Origin of the sequence: Burkholderia territorii (assembly GCF_001718335.1) — a bacterium.
In the GTDB taxonomy this organism is placed as follows: domain Bacteria; phylum Pseudomonadota; class Gammaproteobacteria; order Burkholderiales; family Burkholderiaceae; genus Burkholderia; species Burkholderia territorii.
Map to the genome: position 1 here is coordinate 827,897 of NZ_CP013366.1, position 17,089 is coordinate 844,985.

Annotated in this window: 13 protein-coding genes; 5 read left to right on the plus strand and 8 right to left on the minus strand. The window is 68.4% G+C overall.

Annotated features, from left to right (window positions below):
* Nucleotides 1-6: 6 nt before the first annotated feature.
* The 3 genes from WS51_RS14465 to WS51_RS14475 form a co-directional block, all read right to left on the minus strand.
* The gene (locus WS51_RS14465) at nt 7-954 is read right to left on the minus strand and encodes a LysR family transcriptional regulator (RefSeq protein ID WP_059450887.1); all 948 of its coding nucleotides are present in this window, start codon (nt 952-954) and stop codon (nt 7-9) included.
* Between the two features lie 69 nt (nt 955-1,023).
* Nucleotides 1,024-1,662 carry a 2-hydroxychromene-2-carboxylate isomerase gene (locus WS51_RS14470; RefSeq protein WP_059507025.1) on the minus strand — a complete coding sequence of 213 codons (639 nt, stop codon included), beginning with the start codon at nt 1,660-1,662 and terminating at the stop codon, nt 1,024-1,026.
* A 107-nt stretch (nt 1,663-1,769) separates the two neighbouring features.
* Nucleotides 1,770-3,203, minus strand: a complete 1,434-nt coding sequence (locus WS51_RS14475; RefSeq protein WP_059507026.1) for a TAXI family TRAP transporter solute-binding subunit — start codon at nt 3,201-3,203, stop codon at nt 1,770-1,772.
* Nucleotides 3,204-3,659: 456 nt separating this feature from the next.
* Here WS51_RS14475 and WS51_RS14480 point away from each other — a divergent pair, with 456 nt between their 5' ends.
* The 3 genes from WS51_RS14480 to WS51_RS14490 all read left to right on the plus strand — a co-directional run bounded on the left by WS51_RS14480 (nt 3,660) and on the right by WS51_RS14490 (nt 8,794).
* A complete protein-coding gene (locus WS51_RS14480) occupies nt 3,660-4,025 on the plus strand; it encodes a BON domain-containing protein (protein WP_059468523.1) in 366 nt (121 codons plus the stop codon).
* Between the two features lie 234 nt (nt 4,026-4,259).
* Nucleotides 4,260-6,350 (plus strand): D-(-)-3-hydroxybutyrate oligomer hydrolase, encoded by a 2,091-nt coding sequence (locus WS51_RS14485; protein ID WP_069229363.1) that lies wholly within the window; start codon nt 4,260-4,262, stop codon nt 6,348-6,350.
* A 608-nt stretch (nt 6,351-6,958) separates the two neighbouring features.
* Nucleotides 6,959-8,794, plus strand: coding sequence for a S10 family peptidase (locus tag WS51_RS14490; RefSeq protein ID WP_059807564.1), 1,836 nt, complete (start codon nt 6,959-6,961; stop codon nt 8,792-8,794).
* 218 nt (nt 8,795-9,012) lie between these two features.
* Here WS51_RS14490 and WS51_RS14495 read toward each other — a convergent pair whose 3' ends face one another.
* The 5 genes from WS51_RS14495 to WS51_RS14515 form a co-directional block, all read right to left on the minus strand.
* On the minus strand, nt 9,013-9,801 hold the full coding sequence (locus WS51_RS14495) for a sulfite exporter TauE/SafE family protein (protein WP_059507164.1): 789 nt from the start codon (nt 9,799-9,801) through the stop codon (nt 9,013-9,015).
* 274 nt (nt 9,802-10,075) lie between these two features.
* A complete protein-coding gene (locus tag WS51_RS14500; RefSeq protein ID WP_060337905.1) occupies nt 10,076-11,515 on the minus strand; it encodes a DHA2 family efflux MFS transporter permease subunit in 1,440 nt (479 codons plus the stop codon).
* Between the two features lie 127 nt (nt 11,516-11,642).
* The gene (locus WS51_RS14505; RefSeq protein ID WP_069229364.1) at nt 11,643-12,377 is read right to left on the minus strand and encodes a DsbA family oxidoreductase; all 735 of its coding nucleotides are present in this window, start codon (nt 12,375-12,377) and stop codon (nt 11,643-11,645) included.
* 188 nt (nt 12,378-12,565) lie between these two features.
* Complete coding sequence (locus WS51_RS14510) at nt 12,566-13,360, minus strand: helix-turn-helix transcriptional regulator (protein ID WP_060022657.1); 795 nt, start codon at nt 13,358-13,360, stop codon at nt 12,566-12,568.
* Nucleotides 13,357-14,319 (minus strand): ornithine cyclodeaminase family protein, encoded by a 963-nt coding sequence (locus tag WS51_RS14515; protein WP_059772343.1) that lies wholly within the window; start codon nt 14,317-14,319, stop codon nt 13,357-13,359. The genes WS51_RS14510 and WS51_RS14515 overlap by 4 nt, the downstream gene beginning before the upstream one ends.
* A gap of 332 nt (nt 14,320-14,651) precedes the next feature.
* Between WS51_RS14515 and WS51_RS14520 the strand changes: the two genes are divergently transcribed.
* Entirely contained in the window at nt 14,652-15,431 is a 780-nt protein-coding gene (locus WS51_RS14520) for an ABC transporter substrate-binding protein (protein WP_059450877.1), read from the plus strand.
* Nucleotides 15,432-15,498: 67 nt separating this feature from the next.
* Nucleotides 15,499-16,743 (plus strand): NAD(P)/FAD-dependent oxidoreductase, encoded by a 1,245-nt coding sequence (locus WS51_RS14525; RefSeq protein ID WP_059507033.1) that lies wholly within the window; start codon nt 15,499-15,501, stop codon nt 16,741-16,743.
* Nucleotides 16,744-17,089 lie beyond the last annotated feature (346 nt).

Sequence of the window (17,089 nt, forward strand, 5' to 3'; positions counted from 1 at the left end):
GCGGCGTCAGCGCTTGCGGCCGCGCGCGGCCGTCAGCTCGTCGGACACGCTCTGCATCAGCGCGCACAGCCACGCGATGTCGGTCGGGCGGTCGGGCTGCGGGTGCGTGAGCAGGTAGCTCTTGATGCGCGGGAACGGCACGGGCGGCGCCACGACGACGAGCGGCAGCAATCGCGCATAGTGCGTTGCGAAGCGGCGCGTCGTCGTGAAGATCAGGTCGGACTGCAGCAGCACCTGCGGCACGATCCCGAAGTACGGCAGCGTCGTCACGATCCGCCGCGTAAGGCGCGCGCGTGCGAGGCCGATCTCGATCGCATTGCGCTTGTCGCCGGTGTACGGCGTCGGCGCGACGTGCGCGGCCGACGCGTACGCTTCGCGCGTGAGCGGCTCGTGCGCGAGCGGATGCGCGTCGCGCATCAGGCACACGATCGTGTCGGAGAACAGGTCCTGGCGCGCGAACTGCGGGTCGGGTTTCGGCCAGTTGCCGATCACGAGATCGAGCGCGCCCGATTCGAGCGCCTCCGCGTGATCGAGCGCCGGGTTCAGCGAATCGATTTCCAGATGCGCATGCGGCGCCGCGTCGCGAAAGCGCTCGATCAGCGTCGGCATGAAGAAGTCGTTCAGGTAGTCGGGCGCGGCGACGCGAAACGTGCGACGCGCCGACGACGGATCGAAGTCGCCGTGCGGCGTCGCGATGAAGTCGACCTCGCGCAGCGCGCGCGACGCGGCGCCGAGCAGCGACGCGCCATACTCGGTCGGCACCATCCCGGACTTGCCGCGTACGAGAATCGGGTCGTTCAGCGTCTCGCGCAGCTTGCGCAGCGCGGTGCTGATCGCGGGCTGCGTCTGGTTCAGCCGCAGCGCGGCCTGCGTGACGCTGCGCTCGAGCAGCAGCGTGCGCAATACGCGCACGAGCCAGATATCGAGCGAGGCGGTACGGTCGTCGTCTTCCATCGGTGCGCGGTGATTCGGGAGAAGCGTAACCTTACCGCAGCCACGCGTCGCGGTGCGTGATACCGGCCATCACGCGCGGCCCTTCGGCAGCGTGCTGATCCGCTTGACCTCGCGCGAGTCGAGCCAGTTCGGCGTGCGCGCGCAGTACAGCACCATCGGCAGCGCGTCCTCGCCCCAGAACAGCTGCTGGTTCATCCAGAACGTCGGTACGCCGAACACGCCGAGCGCGATCGCGTCGTCGGTGTTACGGCGCAACTGCGCGCTGGTTTCCTCGAATTCGATCAGCTCGTCGCCGTGCCCGACGCCGACGCGCTCGCACAGCGCGGCGAATCCGTCCGGCGTCGACGGATCGTTGCCGTCGTGCCAGATGAAGCGGAACATTTCCAGCACGGTCGCGATGTCGGCGCGCAGCGCGATCGCGAGGCGCAGCACCTTGTCGGAGTCGAACGGATGCGCGGGCGGCATCTTGAAGCGGATGCCGAGCTGTTCGGCGCGAAACAGCGCATGGCGGTACGTGAACACGCGCTTGGCCGGCACGTCGGCGCTCGAACGCTGTCCCCAGTGGCGCTGCAGGTCGGGCAGCGACACGGCGACGGGGTCGAACGGCACGTCCGGCCACTTGTCATGCTGTTCGAGCAGCAGGTAGGAGAACGGCGACACGAAGTCGAAGAACCAGGCGGGCTGGGCAGTGTCGAGGCCGGTTGTCATGGAGATCTCCAGAGAATGGGGCGTGTGCGCCTCGCGGCGGCCTTCATGTTACGCGGCGGCGCGCGGATGCGGTCGCGCGGATGCAGCAATGATCGCGGATCGGCCGCTCATGCGGAACCGGGAGTCGCCCGGGGGGCCTCGCCGGCGGGTGGCGTCGCGATGCCGCCGGCGCCGGGCCTGGACGGTGTGCCCGGTGCGGCGTCGTGGTCGTGCGCGGTGAGGCGCTCGCGCACGAAGCCAATGTGCTCGCGCAGCACGTAAAACTGCCCCGCATACGCGAGCGGCATCTTCATCCGGTTCACGGCTTCCTCGATGTCGTCGAGCTCGTCGAGCAGATGGATGCGCTCCTCCGCCGTATGCTCGCCGAGCGCGCGGCGCTCGAGCGCGATCAGCGCGCCGTACCAGCGGTAGATGCGCGAACGCACGCGCCAGCCGTACAGCGACGGCACCAGCCGCAGCCCGGGAATCAGCACGACGATCAGCGGCACCACGACGACCAGCAGCCGGTCGACGAGACTCGCGACCCAGAACGGCAGCCGCCGGTACAGGAAGGTCTTGCCCGACTTGTAGTAACGCGCCGCGTCGTCGGACAGCGGGAAGCCGCGCGTGACGGCCGACGGGAATTCGCCCGCGTGCTGGAGGATCGTCGCGTGACCGTGCACTTCGCGCGCGGCCTCGATCAGCAGGTCGGACAGCGCGGGGTGCAACGAGTCGCGCGCGACCAGCTCGATCGTCGGCGCGACCGTATGGATGTCGGCGGGCGGCAGGTTGCGGCCGAGATCGTAGACGCCCATCGGCAGCGTGATCGCGGTCAGGTACGGAAAGCGCCGCGCGTACGCCTCGGCCTGCGTGAACGAGTACACATGCACGCCGGGCGCGCGGAACAGCTTCGCCATTACCGGGATCTGCGTCGAGTCGCCGGACAGGAAGGCGGCGTCGATCCTGCCGTCGAGCAGCGCGGTCGCCGCATCCTCGCCGGCCGTGGGCAGCAGCTCCGTCGAGCCGCCCGGCACGATGCCGTTCATCTTCAGCAGCGCGAGGCTCAGTTCGCGCGCGCCGCTGCCTTCCGCGCCGAGCGCGAGCCGCTTGCCCTTGAAGTCGGACAGGCGCTCGACCACCGGGCCGCGATACATGATCGCGAGCGGCACGTAGCCGATGCTGCCGAGCGACACCAGATGCTCGTCGCGCTCCTTCGGGCCGATGCCGCTTTGCACGAAGCCGACGTCGACCGGCGCGTTCGGGTTCGACAGGCGCGCGAGGTTCTGCGCGGATCCTTCCGACGACTCCACGTCGAGCGTGACGCCGTTCTTCGCGAGGATCGCCTTGTATTTCTGCGCGGCGTTCCAGTACGTGCTGCCGGGCGGGCCGGACGAAATCACGAGCGTGGACGGCGGCGCCGGCTGGATCAGCCTGACCGCGAGCCATACCGCCGCGGCCGCAAGCAGCACGGTCGGGCCGATCGACAGCGCGAGGTCGCGCCACGACACCGCGACGAAGCGGGCAAGGATGCGGCGGGGCGGGCGAGGGCGGGCAGGCTTCATTGAATTGGTGGATGACACGGGCGTGACGCGTCGATGACGGGCGTCACGAACGATGTACGCGATGCAGGTTCTCGCGGCGATGGTACCCGGTTTCGCCCGGCATGCGCGAGTCCGGCGCCGTGGCGCGGCGGCCGATGCGGGCGGCCCTGACGGCGGCTGCCGGGAGGCCGCGCGTCAAAAGCTTTGCGCTTCGGCGGGCGCTGGATTACATTGTGCGTCGCAGCCGCGACCGAATCGCGCGCGACCCGGCACGCAATGAGACCGGGCGCGTCCGGCCGGCGGCTGTCCAGCCCGGCCGGCCCGCATTCGCGTGCGCCGGTCGCCGGCCCGTGTCGCCTCTCTCGCATCGCCGTGGAAATCATCGGCCGTCCCGCCCGTTCGCGCGCGGGTTGGCCGCCTTTGGGGGTATCCGGCCGTACTGTGCACGGCCGTTCCGAAGTCATAAAAGGAGATAGCATGAAGTCGATCGTGTTGAGAGCGTTGGGTGTTGCGGCCGTGGCGGCCTGTCTGTCGGGCAGCGTGTATGCGCAGTCGAGCGACGCGGCGGCAACCGAGGCGCCGGCTGCGGCAGCGAGCTCGCCGAAGGCCGCGGCCAAGACCGCGAAGAAGGCGAACCGCAAGCTCGGCTACGCGGTGCGCAAGGCAATTACGAAGGCAGGCGGCATCGACGTGGCGAACATCGTCGTGCGCTCGAAGGGCGGCGCGATCTCGCTGGAGGGCACGGTGCCCGACCAGGCACAGATCGACAAGGCGGAAGAGGCAGCGAAGAGCGTCAAGGGCGTGACGTCGGTCACGAACAAGCTGACGGTCCAGCAGCAATGATGCCGGGCGGCGGCGCGCCAGCGCCGCGCGCCCGTTTGCGGCGGGTCCCGGTGTACCGGGGCCCGTTTGCGCTGTGAGCCCCGGGCCTGCCGCGTTGCGTCAGGCCCCCGAATGAGTATCCCCGAGGCGACGTCCTGCGGGGCGGAAAACGCCGGGCGACCCTGCGTTTCCATCAGAGGTCGTCAGCCGCGCGCGACACGGCGGCGGACCGATAACGATATCGAGAGGGCGGCAATGACGACGCACGGGTGGGGCAGTCGGATTCTCTTGGGCGCGGTGCTGGTCGCGGTCGCGATGCTCGGCGCCTGCAACGGCGACGATTCGGGCGAGCGCAACCGGTTGCCCGGCTTCGTGTCCGGCAGCGTGCGCACGACCGCCTATGACGGCACCAGCGACGATCTGCTGACGGCCGGCCTCGGCAAGACCGGCCTCGCTGCCGCCACCGCGCCTTCGTTCGCGAATCCGTCCCGGCCGAGCAGCGCCGAACTGCGCCGGCTCGCGATCTGGTCGAACTACCGCGCGCTCGTCGACATGAGCGCCAACGGCGGCTATGGCCGTTTCTGGGGGCCGAACGTCGACCTCGACGGAAACGACACGCTCGGCGAAGGCAAGATCCCCGGCACCGAGTACCTCGCGTATTCCGACGACGGCAGCGGCCGCAAGAACGTGACGCTGCTCGTGCAGGTGCCGGCGAGCTTCGATCCGGCGCAGCCGTGCATCGTCACGGCGACGTCGTCCGGTTCGCGCGGCGTGTACGGCGCGATTTCGGCGGCCGGCGAGTGGGGCCTCAAGCGCGGTTGCGCGGTCGCATACAACGACAAGGGCGGCGGCAACGGCGCCCACGAGCTTGGCTCCGACACGATCACGCTGATCGACGGCACGCTCGCCAACGCGGTGCTCGCCGGCAATGCCAGCCTCTTCACCGCCAACGTGACGAGCGGCGAGCTTGCCGCGTTCAACAGCCGGTTCCCGAACCGCTACGCGTTCAAGCATGCGCATTCGCAGCAGAACCCCGAGCAGGACTGGGGGCACGTGACGCTGCAGGCGGTCGAATTCGCCTACTGGGCACTCAACGAGCAGTTCGGGCCGCTGCTCGACGGCTCGCATCACGGCGTGCGCTACCACCCGGGCGACATCACGACGATCGCCGCGTCCGTCAGCAACGGCGGCGGCGCGGCGCTCGCGGCGGCCGAGCAGGACACGCGTCGCTGGATCACCGCGGTCGTGGTCGGCGAGCCGCAGGTCAACGTGCGGATGGCGCCGAACGCGGTCGTGCGCGAGGGCGGCCAGCCGGTGCCGTCGTTCGGCCGGCCGCTGGCCGACTACGCGACGCTCGCGAACCTGCTGGAACCGTGCGCGGCCGCGGCGGCGTCGCTCGCGGACGCGCCGTACCTGAGCGCGCTGCCCGCCGCCACCACGCAGTCGATCCGCACGCAGCGCTGCGCGACGCTCGCGGCTGCCGGGCTCGTATCCGGCGCCGATACGCAGAGCCAGGCCGCCGATGCGCTTGCGCAGCTGCATGCGGCCGGCTATCTCGCCGATTCCGATCTGCTGCAGGCGCCGATGTGGGATTCGCAGGCGATTCCCGCGATCGCGGTCACCTATGCGAACGCGTACACGCGCTCGCGCGTGACCGACAATCTGTGCAATTTCAGCTTCGCGACGACGAGCGCTGCGACGGGCGCGGTCGCGCCGCCCGCCGCGTCGCCGATGCCGGCCGTGTTCGGCCTCGGCAACGGCGTGCCGCCGACGGCGGGCGTCAATCTCGTGTTCAACACCGGCGCGGGCGTCGACCACCGGCTCGCGACGCCCGACGCGAGCTTCGCGGGCGCGCTGTGCCTGCGGCAGCTGTGGACCAACGGGATGCTCGACATGCCGGCGAACGTCGACGCGGTGCGCGTGAACGCGAACCTGCAGGGCAAGCCCGCGATCATCGTGCAGGGCCGCAGCGATGCGCTCGTGCCCGTGAATCACGCGTCGCGCGCATACGTCGCGCAGAACGGCGTCAGTGAGGGCGGGCGCAGCCAGCTCGTGTTCTACGAGGTGACGAACGGGCAGCACTTCGATGCGTTCCTGCCGGTCGCGGGCTTCGACACGCGCTTCGTGCCGGTTCACTACTACAACCTGCAAGCGCTGAACCTGATGTGGCGGCACCTGAAGAGCGGTGCCGCGCTGCCGCCGTCGCAGGTGATCCGCACGGTGCCGCGCGGCGGCACACCGGGCGCCGCACCGGCGCTGACGAGCGCGAACCTGCCGCCGATTTCGGCGTCCCCCGGCGCCAACGCGATCACGACCGGCGCCGGCGCGATCGACGTGCCGCTCTGACGGCGCCCGCCGCGCCGCGATACGGAAGCCGGACGGTCGTCCGGCTTTTTCTTTTTCGCACCTGGAATCGGTCCCGCACTGCTCCTTATCGGAGCTGCACGCGCTGTAACAAATTATTACTTTACGACGGAAAACCCGGAATCTATTATGCGCCGATATTTTCACTTAATTTAATAAATTACCGTAAAGACAATATTCCTTTCCATATAGTTAATCGATCCTTTCGAATTTATTAAATCGCTCGAAATGCGGTTGGTCGCCGTTTTGCGATTGATCGGCATTTCGCCGAGAGGGATTGTTCGTCTGTTCGAAGCGAAGGCGCCTTGCAGGGCGGGCTTCGCGGGGAAGGTTATTGCCTGGCGGTTTCGCGCATGCGGATGACGGGGGCTGAATCCGCATTGCCGCGCATTATCGAATCGTCGTTTGCAATGGAATTGATTCCAGTGCGTTCGCGGAATATGGGTGGGGTAAATCGTGCCGATCGGTATTCGCCGATCCGGTAAAAAACTCGGAGTGCATCGCAAAACGAATGCGCTCCCGGTGCGGAGCGCCGGCGCAAATGATCCTTTGCGAGCGGCGGTATTTATCGTTCTGTTCGAGAGGCAATAATGACGACACTGAAGTCCTTGAAAGACGGTTTCGCGCTATTTGGAACGACCCTTGGCGTGCCGCTCGCCGCAGCCGCGACCGCGGCGCTGCTCGTCACGGGATGCGGCGGCGACGACGGGTCCGGCCCGACCGCCGCCACCGCGGCGGCCGCGACGACGTCGAACGGCAGCACGGCGGCCAGCACCAATGCAACGGCCGCCGTCCCGGCCGACCAGCCGTACGTCGACAACGACGTGTACGGCACCGGGCCGAACGACGCGGTCACGGATTCGACCGAAGGGGCCGCGGTCGTGCACCGCCAGGTCACGATCGGCGGCAAGACCATCCAGTACACGGCCACCACGGGCCACCTGACCACGATCGATCCGATCACGTCGGCGCCCAACGCGAAGATGTTCTATGTCGCGTACACGCAGGACAACCCGGACCCGTCGAAGCCGCGCCCGGTCACGTTCTTCTACAACGGCGGCCCCGGCTCGTCGTCGGTCTACCTGCTGCTCGGCTCGTACGGGCCGAAGCGCCTGCAGTCGTCGTTCCCGAACTTCACGCCGCCGGCTCCGTACAAGCTGCTCGACAACCCGGACAGCCTGCTCGACCGCACCGACCTCGTGTTCATCAACCCGGTCGGCACCGGCTACTCGGCGGCGATCGCCCCGGCGAAGAACAAGGACTTCTGGGGTACCGACCAGGACGCGCGCTCGATCGATCGCTTCATCCAGCGCTACCTGACGAAGTACTCGCGCTGGAACTCGCCGAAGTTCCTGTATGGCGAGTCGTACGGCACGGCGCGCAGCGCGGTCGTGTCGTGGGTGCTGCATGAGGATGGCATCGATCTGAACGGGATCACGCTGCAATCGTCGATCCTCGACTATGCGAATGCACTGTCGGCGCCCGGCACGTTCCCGACGCTCGCGGCCGACGCGTTCTACTGGAAGAAGACGACGCTCAACCCGACGCCGACCGATCTCGACGCGTACATGGTGCAGGCCCGCAACTACGCGGACAACACGCTCGCGCCGCTCGCGCAGAAGCCGAACCCGCAGGACGGCGGCTTCGTGAACGTGCGGCTGAACCTGAACCTGCAGACCGCGCAGCAGATGGGCTCGTACATCGGCACGGATCCGACCTCGCTGATCCAGACGTTCGGCAATCCGGCCGCGCTCGGCAACGTGCCGTCGTCGGACGACAACCCGCCGTACACGTTCTTCCTGACGCTCGTGCCGGGCACGCAGATCGGCCAGTACGACGGTCGCGCGAACTTCACGGGCAAGGGCATCGCGCCGTACATCCTGCCGAACTCGGGCAGCAACGATCCGTCGATCACGAACGTCGGCGGCGCGTACACGGTGCTGTGGAACAGCTACATCAACACCGACCTCAAGTACACGTCGACGTCGTCGTTCGTGGACCTGAACGACCAGGTCTTCAACAACTGGGACTTCAGCCACACGGACCCGACCGGCGCGAACAAGGGTGGCGGCAATACGCTGTACACGGCCGGCGACCTGGCGGCGACGATGAGCGTGAACCCGGACCTGAAGGTGCTGTCGGCGAACGGCTATTTCGATGCGGTCACGCCGTTCCACCAGACGGAGCTGACGCTCGCGCAGATGCCGCTCGATCCGACGCTCAAGGCGCAGAACCTGACGATCAAGAACTACCCGTCGGGCCACATGATCTACCTGAACGACGCGTCCCGGACCGCGCTGAAGGGCGATCTGGCCAACTTCTACGACGGCGTGCTCGCGAACCGTGCGGCGCTGCAGCGTGTGCTGAAGTTGCAGATGCGCACGCAGCAGCTCAAGCAGCAGCAACTGAAGCAGCAGGGGCAGTAAGCGCGGCGGGCGGCGTGCGCGCCGCCCGTGGCAACGCGATTCGCGTCACCCGGTTCGCCGTCGGGCCGTGCGTGAATCGCACCGCTCCGGATGGACGACAGCCCGATCGGCATAGGCCGGTCGGGCTGTTTTTCTTGTGCGCCGGGACGCCGGGCCCGGGGCGCCGCGCACCGGCCGGACAGCGGATTTTTCTGCGGAGGGAAAGGCGCCCGTGCCGCTTACGCGAGCACGAGCCGCACGCCGACCGCGACGAGCGTCGCGGCGAGCAGGTTGCGCAGCAGCCGTTCGGGCGCGCGCGCGGACAGCAGGCTGCCGAGCACGATGCCGGGCAGCGAGCCGAGCAGCAGCGACAGCAGCATCGACCAGTCGACCGAGCCGAGCAGCCAGTGGCCCATGCCGGCGACGAGCGTGAGCGGCACCGCGTGCGCGATGTCGGAGCCGACGATGCGCGTGGTCGCGAGCGCCGGATACAACAGCAGCAGCACGGTCACGCCGATCGCGCCTGCGCCGACCGACGTCATCGACACGAGCACGCCGAGCACGGCGCCTGTCAGCACCGTCGACCACAGCGTGCGCGCCGGGCTCGGCGCGAGCGGATTGCGCGCGGCGAACGCGGTCAATTGCGGCCGAAAGATCAGCGCCAGCGACGTGAGCAGCAGCGCAACGCCGAGCACCAGCTGGATCAGCCGCGCGGTGCCGGGCGAATTCATCCCGTGCGTATGCAGCACCCACAGCGTGACAGCGGCGGCCGGGACGCTGCCTGCCGCGAGCCGGCCGGTGATGCGCCAGTCGACCGACCCCTTCAGCCCGTGCACGAGCGTGCCGGTGGCCTTGGTCGCGGCCGCGTACAGCAGGTCGGTGCCGACCGCCGTCGCGGGGTGGACGCCGAACAGCAGCACGAGGATCGGCGTCATCAGCGAACCGCCGCCGACGCCCGTCAGGCCGACGAGGATGCCGACGAACAGGCCGGACAGGGAGTACAGCAGATCGATATGGGGAAGCGACATCGGAAGCAGGCGGTTATGCGGCGTTCGGCGGCGGCGCGCGGCCGCGGCGCGCGCATCAAAGTCCGCCATTGTCGCAAAAGTGGCGCGTCGGTGTACGACTACGTTAAAAATCGGCCGGCATGGCCGGCCGGAAGGGCAGCTCGCGGTGAGTGAAACGATCGTTTGAACGGATGCCGGACCTGATGGTGCCGTGCGTCGGCGTCGGCGGGCGCGCGATCGCCGCCCGGTTACCGCGCGTGGAGAAGGACGGGGCGACGCGCGCCCCGCTGCGTCGTCAATGCATCGCTGGACCGACGCCGGCAACCGCGTCCTGGCGGCGGATGCGCAGCGCGAGGCCGAGCAGCCCGGCCGCGGCCGCGAATGCCGCACCGACCGCGAATGCGACGTGGTAGCCGCCGTTCAGTGCATCGAGCGGGCCGGCGTGCGCGGCCGCGAGCGCATCGGTGCGCGCGGCGGCGAGGCTCGCGAGCACGGCGAGGCCGAGCGCGCCGCCCATCATGAACGCGGTGTTGACGATGCCCGACGCAAGCCCCGAATCGGCCGGGTCGACATCGCTCATCGCGGCGAGCAGCACCGGATTGAACGCGACGCCGGCGCCGATGCCGAGCAGCGTCATGCCCGGCAGCACGTGCCAGACGAAGCTGCCGTCCGCCGGCGCGCGCGAGAACAGCGCGAGGCCGCACGCGGCGATCAGCAGGCCGGCCGCGATCGGGCCGCGGATGCCGAAGCGCATCACGATCCGCGCGGACAGCCCGAGCGAGAACGCGGCCATGATCAGGTTCGCCGGCAGGAACGCAAGCCCGACCTGCAACGGACCGTAGCCGAGCACGCGCTGCATGTAGAGCGCAGACAGGAAAAACCACGCGAACATGGCCGCCGCCCACAGTACGCCGATCACGTTCGCGAGCGCGACGTTGCGCGCGGCGAACAGCGTGAGCGGCATCAGCGGATGCGCGACGCGTGCCTCGATCGCAATGAACACCGCGAGCAGCGCCACGGCCGCGCCGATCAGCACGACGGTCTGCGTCGACAGCCAGCCGGCCTCGTTGCCGCCGACGATCCCGTAGACCGCGAGCATCAGCGACGCGGTCACGGTGATCGCGCCCGCGACGTCGAGCCGCGCGGCGCCGGCCGGCGCGCGCATGCGCGGCAGCAGCGCGACGCACATCGCATAGACCGCGATGCCGATCGGCAAGTTGACGAGAAAGATCCAGTGCCACGACAGCGTGCTCGTCAGGAGCCCGCCGAGCAGCACGCCGATGCTGCCGCCGCCCGCGCAGACGAAGCCGTAGACGCCCATCGCGCGCGCCCGTTCGCCCGGTTCGGTGAAGAGATTCATGATCAGCGACAGCGACACGGCCGACACGACCGCGCCGCCGAAGCCCTGCACCGCGCGCGCGGCGATCAGCATCGTCTGCGACTGCGCGAGGCCGCAGGCGAGCGACGCGAACGTGAATACGACGAGGCCCGCGAGGAACATGCGCCGCTGGCCGTACAGGTCGCCGAGCCGGCCGCCGAGCAGCAGGCAGCCGCCGAATGTCAGCAGGTAGGCGTTGACGACCCATACGAGGGCCGTCTCGGTGAAATGGAGGTCGGTACTGATCGAAGGCAGCGCAACGTTCACGATCGTGCTGTCGAGCACGATCATCAGCACGCCGAGGCAAAGGACGATCAACGCGTACCAGCGCTTCTCGCCGTGGATACCGTGGGTCATGGGCCGGCCGCCTTCTCTCTGATAGTTATTTGAAAGGCTGCATTGTAGACGTCATTCGCGCGCGCTTCCTGCCGGTTTGTGGCAGGAGCGACGCGTAGCGGCGGCGCGCGTCGCGCGGCGCCGGAGATTATTCGCGCGGCGGCAGCTCGCAGCCGTCGGGGCCGCATGCGGCGCCGTCGCCGCCGGCGGATTCGACGACGGCGCCGTCGCGCCACGCCTGTTCGAGCGCCTGCGCGAACACGTCGGCCGGCTGTGCGCCCGATACCGCGTAGCGGCCGCCGAACACGAACAGCGGCACGCCGCGTCCGCCGATCTGCGCCGCGCGCGCGATGTCGGCTTCGACTTCGTCGCGGTATGCGTCGCTGCGCAGCACGGCTTCGACGGCCGAGCGCTCGAGGCCCGCTTCGACCGCGAAGTCGATCAGCGCCGCGTGGTCGAACAGCGAACCGTGCTCGCAGAAATACGCGCGGTACAGCCGCTCGGTCAGCGCGTGCGCACGGCCGGTCGTTTCCGCGAGCTTCACGAGCCGGTGACCGTCGAGCGTGTCGCCGACGAACGTGCCGGGCAGATCGTAGTCGAGCCCGACGCTCGCGGCCGCGTCGGTCACCTGGCGCAGCATCTGGTCGACCTGAGCGGGCGACATCCGATACTTGCCGGCGAGCATTGCCTCGACCGGCTCGACCGGCTGGCCCGGCATCAGCCGATACGCGCGCAGCGCGACGTCGACGTGCTCGGCGTGCGCGAACGCGGCGAGCGCCTCGTCGAAGCGGCGCTTGCCGATCCAGCACCAGGGGCAGATCAGGTCCGACCAGATTTCGACGGTCAGGCTCGGGCGGGTAGTCGGGGCAGGGAGGGTTGTCATGGGGAATCCGAGGCGGCAAATAAATGTAACCGAGACTATATCATTTATGCTTCGATGCCTCGGCGGGTTCCGCCCGGGCGCAACGGGCCGCGCCGCGCGATTCACGAAGGATCGACACGACGGCGCGTGCCGGTTGTGATTGCCGATGCCGGAGGTGAACCCGCGACCGATCCCGCTGCACGCGCCGCTTACGCGTCGCCCTGTGTTTCCTTCAGATGCTTCAGGTGCTTGTAGACGGTCGCGCGTCCCATCCCGAGCACGTTCGCGACGTAGTTCGCGGCGCTCTTGCCGCGGAACGCGCCTTCCGCGTACAGCGCTTCGACGAGCTCGCGCCGGTGCTCGCGCGTGAGCCCGTTCAGGCCAACCTGCCGCTCGCGCAGCCAGCCGTGCAGGAACGTGTTGATGCGCTCCTGCCAGTCGTCGCGGAACAGCTCGTCCGGCTGCGCGACGATGCCCGCGCCCTTGATGAACACGTCGAGCGTCGCGCGCACGTCGTCGAACACCGCGATGTTGAAGTTGATGCACATCATCCCGGCCGGGCGGCCTTCGTCGTCGAACAGCACGTTGCTCACGCAACGCATGCGCCGGCCATCCCAGTTCAGCTTCTCGTACGGGCCGATCACGCGCTCGCGCGCCGAATGATCGATTTCCTCGAGTGCCGAGTCGTCGCCGACTTCACGCTTGGACAGGTTGTTCGCGAGGTAGAGCACGGTCTGGTCGTGCAGGTCGTGGATCACCACTTCCGCATACGGGAAGAACAGCGCCGCGATGCCGTCGGCGATCGGTGCGTAGCGGGTGAGCAGCAGGTCTTTGACGGGGGATTGCTTCTTGCGCATCGGAATCGCCATCTCGGGTGAGCGGGGGCCGGGCGGTGCGTCGGCGCGGCGCGCCGGCATGCCGCTGACCGGCTGGGCCGTGCGCCCGCGCGCCGCCGCCACGGCGGTTGCGCCATTGTATCGGCCCCGCGTGCGCATGCTGCTCATGCGCGCGTCAGATGCATGTACAGCGCATGCGCGATCGCGATGTCCTCGAGGCCGAGGCCGATCGAGCGGAAGAACGCATGACGCGTGCGCGACGGCGCCGCGCAGGTGCCGGCGACGAGCGCCGGCAGGTCGCCGACGATCCGCTCGGGCGTCCAGCCGTGCGCGGCCGCCGCGATCTGCATCTCGCCCGCGCTCGCGGGCGTCGTGTGCCGGTAGTCGCAATACACGTCCATGTCGGGCAGCCACGCGGGCGGAATCTCGTGCGCGCGCGCGACGTTGGTGCTGATCGACGTGACGAGCGCCGCACGCGTGAGCATGCCGTCGGCGAGCACCGGCGTGCCCGATGACGTGCACAGCATCACGACGTCCGCGTCGCGCACGCATGCGTCGACGCTGGCGGCCGCACGGGCCCGCGGATCGATCCGCGCGAGCGTCGCCTGCAGCGCCGCATCGTCGGCGAGCGTCGGCGAATGGACGCTGATCGACGCCCAGTCGCGCAACGCCGCGGTGTGGCGCAGATGCGCGAGGCCGACCGCGCCCGTGCCGATCACGGCGAGCCGGCGCGCGTCGCGCGGCGCGAGGCAGTCGACCGCGAGCGCCGTCGTGCCGGCCGTGCGCTCGACCGTCAGCAACCCCGCGTCGCACCACATCAGCGGCTGGCCGGTGCGCATCGACATCAGCGCGGTCCATGCGGTGACGATCGGCTTCGCGCCCGTCACGACGTACGGCGACAGCTTGGCGCCGAACACCTGCTCGTCGGCGAGTGCGCCGAGATACGTGATGAAATCGCCGGCCTGCTCGGGAAACAGCGTGAGGGTCTGCGGCGGCTGCACCGCGCGGGCCGACGCGAGCGACGCGAACATGCGGCGCAGCGTGCCGAGCACGTCCAGCGACGGCAGCGCTGCGCGTACCGCGGCTTCGTCGACGGTCAGCGGCAGGGTCGGGGCGGGTTGCGTCATGGAACTTCTCCGGTCGGGGCCGGACAGGACAGTCTCGAAAACAGGTGTCCGGCGATGTTCGTGATGGATTAAAAGTCTAATATAGACAAAAACGGTCGCGTGAATTTTTCTTTTCGACGCGCGACTGGCGTGCGCATCTTCGGAAAAACATCCACAAATCAACGGCGTTTCGTGTGATTGGTGGAACCTCTCCGGACGAACGGGCCGCCGCGATTATCGTATCCCCTATAGTCTATAGTAGACTAAGAGTCTATATTTCGCGTGCAGGCCGTCGTGTCGTCGCACGATGACCGCTCTTCATCGCCTCAATCCGGAATCGAAGGACATCCGTCATGAACTGGAAGCTTTCCCTCTGCGCCGTCGCGGCGCTTGCGTGCGCGGCCGTCACGGCCCACGCGGAACAGACCACGTTGCGCTTCGGGATCGAAGCCGCGTATCCGCCGTTCGAGAGCAAGACGCCGGCCGGTCAGTTGCAGGGTTTCGACGTCGACATCGGCAACGCGGTGTGCGCGAAGCTGAACATGAAGTGCGTGTGGGTCGAGAATGCGTTCGACGGGCTGATCCCGGCGCTGCAGGCGCGCAAGTTCGACGCGATCAATTCGGCGATGAACATCACCGCGAAGCGCAAGCAGAGCATCGACTTCACGCCGGCGATCTACGTGGTGCCGATCGTGATGGTCGCGCATCGCGGCTCGCCGCTGCGCCCCGATGCCGCGAGCCTGCGCGGCAAGCACGTCGGCGTGCTGCAGGGCTCGTCGCAGGAGGATTTCCTGAAGGCGCACTGGGCCAATGCGGGCGTGGCCGTCGTCTCGTACCAGGATCAGGACCAGATCTATGCCGATCTCGTCGCCGGACGTCTCGACGCGGCCGTGCAGGAAGCGCAGACCGCGCAGGACGGTTTCCTCGACAAGCCGGCCGGTCGCGACTACCAGATCGTCGGCGATGCGCTGAAGGATCCCGCGACGCTCGGCGAAGGCACCGGTTTCGGGATGCGCAAGGGCGACAAGGCGCTGCAGGCGAAGCTCGTCGGCGCGCTCGACGCGCTGAAGAAGGACGGCACGCTGAGCGCGCTGTCGCAGAAGTACTTCAAGCGCGACATCATCGCGAAGTAAGCGTGGCCGCGCGCCGGACGCGGTACCGGCGCGCGTCGCATCGAATCTCGACGCAGTACGGGGAAGCATGGATTTCGACGTCATCGTTCTGGGGGCCGGCATCGTCGGCGTGTCGTCGGCGCTGCATCTGCAGGATCGCGGGCTGCGCGTCGCTCTCGTCGACCGGCGCGATCCCGGCGAGGAAACGAGTCACGGCAATGCCGGGCTGATCGAGCGCTCGTCCGTCGTGCCGTACGCATTCCCGCGCCGTCTCGGCACGCTGCTGCGCTACGCGCGCAACCGCTCGGTCGATCTCTACTGGGACTACAAGGCATTGCCCGCGTATGCGGGGTGGCTCGCGCGCTTCTGGCGCGAATCGTCGCCGCAGCGGCTCGCAGCCGCCGCGCGCGACATGCTGCCCCTTGTCGCGGCGAGCGTCGTCGAGCACGACGCGCTGCTCGCGCGCACCGATGCGCAACCGCTCGTGCATGACGGCGGGTGGATCGAGGCGTTCCGGTCGCCTGCGCTGTTCGACGCGGAAGCGCGGGCGCAGCAGCGGATGGCCGACGCGCACGGGTTGCGGATGAGCGTGCTCGACGCGCGCGCGTTGCGCGAACGCGAGCCCGGCATCGGCGATGCATTCTGCGGCGCATTCCACTGGCAGGACCCGAAGACCGTGTCGAGCCCCGGCGGTCTGACGAAGGCGTACGCGCGGTTGTTCGAGCGCGACGGCGGCACGTTTGTGCGCGGCGACGCAACGACGCTCGCGCAGGTGCGCGATGGCTGGCAGGTCGATACCGGACATGGGCCGATCGCGGCGCGCTCGGCGGTGGTCGCGCTCGGGCCGTGGTCCGATCACGTGTTCGCGCCGCTCGGCTACCGGATTCCGCTGCGCGCCAAACGTGGTTACCACATGCATTACCGGCCGACCCGCGCGCCGCTGAACGTGCCCGTGTGCGATACCGAGGAGGGCTTCGTCGTCGCGCCGATGGACGGCGGCCGCCTGCGGCTCACGACCGGCGTCGAGATCGCGTTGCGCGGCGCGCCGCCGACCGGCGTGCAGCTCGCGCGCGCCGAGCCGCTGGCGCGCGACGCGTTCGGCATCGGCGAACGGCTCGATCCGGCGCCGTGGCTCGGGATGCGGCCGTGCACGCCCGACATGCGGCCGGTGATCGGGCCTGCGCCGCGCCATCGTCATCTGTGGTTCGCGTTCGGCCATTGCCATCACGGACTCACGCTCGGCCCTGCAACCGGCCGCCTGCTCGCCGAGATGATGACGGGCGAGCCCACCTACATCGATCCCCGTCCGTATCGCCCCGCGCGCTTCGGTTGAGCCGTTTCGATACGGCGGCCGCCCCGAGTGCGGCCGTCACATTTTTTCGATTGGCTATCCGGATAATCCGGGGCCCGCGAAAATGGAAATGATCTGCGTAATCGATCGGAAAGAAATCGCGAAATAAGAAAATAGGCAAACGCGCGATTTATTAATGCATTTTCATGAAAATGAAATGCAAATCAGGCGAGCCGGCCGGGCAATCCGGCGGCGCTTTCGTAACGGACGTTCCGATGCGGCACCCAATGTACCGGAACACGTTACTTCGGGCCTCGCAAACGTTACGTTACATCCGCCCGTTGGACGCCTTATTCATCAGATGATTATGGCGATCTGATCGATTCAT